The organism is Halonotius pteroides, from assembly GCF_003605635.1.
Classification (GTDB): Archaea; Halobacteriota; Halobacteria; order Halobacteriales; family Haloferacaceae; genus Halonotius; species Halonotius pteroides.
In genome coordinates this window covers 1-4,814 of the sequence record NZ_QMDW01000049.1, presented here as the reverse complement: position 1 = coordinate 4,814, position 4,814 = coordinate 1, and the positions used below count along the sequence as shown (strand labels likewise).

Here is a 4,814-nt window from a genome sequence, read left to right as displayed (position 1 = left end):
TACCGATTTAGCCTCCACTATCGGAGACAGTGAACTTCTCAATGTGATCGACTGAATCTGTGTCGGCGCGCCGATCTGCTGGGCGGCCTGAAACTGGAACAGCCCGAACAGGATATCGCTGACCGTGTTCGAGCCGGCGATGAACGCGCCAAAGGCACCGATAAAGCCCGAGAAAAACGGGAACAGCTGCCCGGTCACACTCGCTGTCGCCTCCGACAGTAAGCCGAGCATCCCGGCACTAGTCGGTGCACTTTCCAGAACGATCGTGCTCCCGGTTCGCTGCATGATCATGACGGTTGCAACCGCAAACCACAACGCGATAACGGCCGGCGCGATATTCCGGACGGCTTCGCTCCAAGAGGATTTGATCTCGTCGGTGCTCATCCCGTGGAGCCCGTAGGTGACCACCGCGACAAGGACGAAAAGGCTCCCGGGAAGATAGAGTAGCTCGACGCCCTCGGAAAATGGTGTTCCAAGGATGTTATTCCACATCAACACACCGTTTGAGGCAAGGAAGCTTTGAATCGGCCCGATAACACGGGTCACGACAAGCAGGAGGGCAACGAGGATGTACGGCATCCAGGCCATTCCAAGCGACATATCCTGGGAATGCGACTCCTCAAACGTTGCTGTCCCGCCATCAGTTGCGACCGCTCCATCCTGACTCCGGCTTGTCGTACCGACGCCTTCGCCGGGATCAATGCTGCCGACCCAGTGATCCGGCCACTGGCGTTGTGGCCCGAAATCCCACTCGTTATCGGGGATGAAATAGCCAGCCCGCAGCGTCGTTGTCACCACAAGTAGCCCGATCATCGCCCCCAGTAGTGCCGGGAACGTCGGCCCAAGGAAGTACGCTGTTGCGACGTAGGGGATCGCAAAGGATGCCCACGCAAACAGGGTCAGCGGCAACACCTCGAGGGCCGGCTGTATTGACCGCTCCTCGCCGAAGAAGCGAGTCATCATCGCCACGCCGATAAACGGGATCGCGATGCCGGCGATCGCGTGGATAACGGCCGCCCACACACCGATCTGAGCGACGTACGCGCCGACACTTTCGAAGCCGCCTTGCTGAATCACCTGTTGTGCCGCGCTTGTTCCCTCAACAAAGACCACATCACGAAGGCCGATGATCAGCGGTGTTCCGACCGCGCCAAAGGTGATCGCGAGAATGTTCCCCGTTAGCGCGACAACGACCGCCGCCAGGGGTGGGAACCCTAATCCGACCAACAGCGGGCCGACAATCGCGGCTGGCGTCCCGAACCCGGCCGCCCCCTCGATAAACGATCCCATGAGGAAGACGAGTAAGATGACCTGCACGCGTCGGTCATCGCTGATCGAGGCGAAGCCGGCGTTAATGACCTCAAAGGCACCGGACTGTTTCAGCGTGTACAACAGGAGGATCGCCCCAAACACGATCACAAGTATCCTTGTCGCCGTCAGCGCGCCTCGTATCGACGCGGCGGCGATCAGCCGCGGTGACATCTGCCAGCCGATAAATGCCGCGGCGGCTGCAACCCCCCACGCGAGCGGCATTGTCCGTGTTGCAGGTTGATACAGCCCAACCATCAATACCGCAATCGTCGCCAACGGGAGGAGTGCAAGGACTGATAAGGTCAGATCGACCATCGGCTCTCACCCCCCTCACGTCGTTCAAACGCTGGCTGATACTCCCAGCTGTCTGCTGAGTAACAGTTGTTTGATGTCATGGCCAGACCACCTCTGTGTGTGGCTCCCTCTGTCGGTGTCGTCGCCGTCGGTTGCCTCTGATCGAGCACATCATTCCCTATCTATGATTGGATATATTTATAACCATCTATAGTTTAGATAATTTGCGGCGCAGAATTTTATCAAAACAGTAGTTAGAGACACTGAAACGCTTTCATACTGCTATCCTTCCAAATTCGGCTAAATGCCCCAATACAGTTGTGTGTATCCGGTGTAGCGGCGGCAGGTGCCCCGGTTTCAGTCAACGGTATTTCCCACCGAGTCGCATGCAGTTGTCTGTATCCAGCGGTCTCAGGGCGTTATTCGACGGGTTGGTAAAAACAATAAGATATCTGATAGTTTATCAGAGATAACTTGGCTTGCATGCGCTCTCGTGGGTGTGACTGGGGCGCGGTGAGCCGTGTTAAGATACCAGCCCGCAGCCGCGACTGAGCAGATGGTAATCGAATCGTATATATAAATTTGAAACCAACATTTATCTCACTAAACCGTGTTTATTAATTTTATTTAGCATATCAGTACATTTAGTCACATATTGACTAGTAAGTAATACAAGAGATCTCCCTCACCGCATACAAACCCCTAGCGATTTTACCACAGTGTAAACTGCCTCGGTGTCAAGAGGTTCGAGAGACTTCGTCTCTCGTCATCACGGAAATCAAAGATTTCCGTACGACCCCGAGGCTTTCGCGTGGACTCCCGTTCTATGCCTGAGTAGTGGCAGGGGGGTTGTACTCCCCACTCACGTTCACGATCCCACGATTCAAGCGCACGTCTACGGGTGCGCCTCCGTCGTCTGCATTTAGTGGTTCACAGAAGATTTAGGTATACTCTGCGTTGGTGGGGCAATGACGGGACGAGAGAAAGAGATCGTCCGTCACCTCAGTGAGGACGATCTCGACCGCTTGCTCACGGAAACGGATAGCGAGAAGGTGAGCAAGCGGCTCACCTTCATCAAACGGCTGTACAAGGATGCATCACTCGAAGATGCAGCCGACGATGTCGGCATGTCCCAATCAACCGGGAGCCGCTGGGCCAGGCTCTGGAATAAGGGCGGTCTCGGACTTCTGACCCCGAGCTTCGGGGGCGGGCGGCCCCCGAAGCTCGACGGAGAACAACGAGAGCGGCTCCTTGACCTGCTTGAAGAGGGCGAACCCTGGAAGAAACAGGAGATTCAGCACCTCATCAACGAAGAGTTCGATGTCGAGTACCATCCGAACTATCTGCCGCGACTTCTGTCTGATCTCGGCCTCTCGTACGCGATTCCACGTACCGAGAGGCCAGACCGGCCAGATAACGCCGACGAAATCCTCGACGAACGCGTTGCCGACGCGTTCGCCGAGGATGAGACAGACGAGCCACACAACAAACAGCCAGAAGACGACAAAGATGAAGACTGGACGGTTGATGACGATGTCCGGACAGATGGCGGCACGACAGTCGGTTTCTTCGATATCTCGCATCCACAACCGTGGGACAATTCTCAGCGGCTCTACACAGTGAACGAGCCGACGATTACCCGGCCGCTGGTGAAAATCGACACACCAGCGGCCGGGTTCTATGCGCTCAACGGCGAGAGTGTCCTCCAATTTCCGCCGAATCAGGAGAAAGAGCAGATTTGTGCGTGTCTCGAAGCGATCCGCGAGCAGAATCCGGGTGAGCGGATTCTGCTCGTCTTGGACAACTTCTCGTCACACATCTGTGCGTACACGCGCAAACGCGCCCACGAACTTGGGATCGACCTCATCTTTCTGCCTGTAGGCTCGCCGCATCTCAACCCAATCGAGCCGGTCTGGAAGAGTCTCAAATGGGAATCGTCGCCCCTGATCGTGGAGGGCGCGGCCGAATACCGCGCCCTCCTCGATAAGATCTTCACGAAGCTGACCGACCAGCTGAGTTTCGCAGGCTCGTGGATCGAAAATCACCTCGACGGATTCATTCAGAAGTTGCGTTAGTCACTATTTTTTGCCGACGACGGAGATACTGCAAGCCGACATTCTTCGCTGCGTTGTAGTCGGCGTGATTCTCATAGCTACACTGCTGGCACATAAACTGTTCTCCATGGCGGTTGTCTGGATGCGTAAACCCACACGTTGAACACCGATTCGAAGTGTTCCGTGGATCAACCTGTACCACCTCAACACCGTGTTCTTCGGCCTTGTACTCAGCGTACTCATACAGGCATCGGAAGGCCCAGGTGTGTTGTCACGACGCTTCTGGGAGATCCCTCCGAATATGCATCAAGTCCTCAAATACGATGTGCGAACAGTCGTTCTCGACCGCTTCCACGGTCAGCTCGTTCGCTACCGTATGCAGGTATATCTCAAACCGCCCGGTTTCTTTCCGCCCGACTGATTCAATATTCTTGTGGGCGTGGCGAGAGCCGCACGCTTGTATACTCAACGCCGAAAGTTTTGAGACACAGAAGCTCATCGTTTGAGTATGTCCAAGGACGGGAACAAGATTCCCGATCTTTCAGTTGAGCGCGTCCGCGAGCAGCTCGAGGACGAGCGTGATCCAAAAGCAATCAAACGGCTCACTGCTGCACGCGAATATCTCGCTGGGCTATCTCCAGATAATATCGAGGAAAAATACGGATGGCCTCGTCAGACAGTGTACAACTGGTTGGATCGCTTCGAAGAGCGCGACTTTGAAGACGCGCTCTACGACGACGAACGTCCAGGAAGACCACCTGAGCTCTCTGACGAACAGTTCCAACAATTCGCTGAAACACTCAACCAATCACCCGAAGAAGCTGGATACGATGAGCCTGCTTGGTCGAGTATACTAGCTCAACAACACCTCATAACTGAGTTTGATGTTGCACACTCCCGGCGTCACGTTCAGCGATTGATGAAAGAGGCCGAGGTTTCCTGGAAGAAACCTCGGCCAGAACCAGCCTCGGCTGACGAGGAAGATCTTGAACGGTACGACGACGAGCTCAAAAAAAGTCGGGAGACGGGATGAAGACAGGCTGGTCATAAGGCCGTGTTTAATCGCCTGAAGGGATCGGAATCTCCTGTTCTGCGGCCTTCTTGATGTTATACACTGCACACATCAGCGCAAGCTCACGAAATTCTCGATACCAG

2 protein-coding genes and 3 pseudogenes are annotated in these 4,814 nt (G+C 55.1%); 2 read left to right on the top strand and 3 right to left on the bottom strand.

The annotated features are described in order from the left end of the window. Positions 1-1,626 (bottom strand): L-lactate permease (locus DP106_RS14890; RefSeq protein WP_133305183.1); only part of this gene is annotated, 1,626 nt, incomplete at its 3' end. Positions 1,627-2,429: 803 nt separating this feature from the next. Beyond that, positions 2,430-2,528 (bottom strand): annotated as a pseudogene (locus tag DP106_RS16620) (RNA-guided endonuclease TnpB family protein); the annotation flags it as partial. Between the two features lie 45 nt (positions 2,529-2,573). Between DP106_RS16620 and DP106_RS14880 the strand changes: the two are divergent. Next, positions 2,574-3,680, top strand: coding sequence for an IS630 family transposase (locus DP106_RS14880; RefSeq protein WP_120086585.1), 1,107 nt, complete (start codon positions 2,574-2,576; stop codon positions 3,678-3,680). A gap of 10 nt (positions 3,681-3,690) precedes the next feature. Here DP106_RS14880 and DP106_RS16160 read toward each other — a convergent pair. Then, positions 3,691-4,125: pseudogene (locus tag DP106_RS16160) on the bottom strand (zinc ribbon domain-containing protein); the annotation flags it as partial. A 42-nt stretch (positions 4,126-4,167) separates the two neighbouring features. Here DP106_RS16160 and DP106_RS14865 point away from each other — a divergent pair. Further along, a pseudogene (locus tag DP106_RS14865) lies at positions 4,168-4,708 on the top strand (IS630 family transposase); the annotation flags it as partial. Positions 4,709-4,814 lie beyond the last annotated feature (106 nt).

Bases quoted from the DNA above. Each gene is read 5' to 3' on its own strand.
- DP106_RS14880 (WP_120086585.1), top strand. From the start codon at position 2,574: ATGACGGGACGAGAGAAAGAGATCGTCCGTCACCTCAGTGAGGACGAT.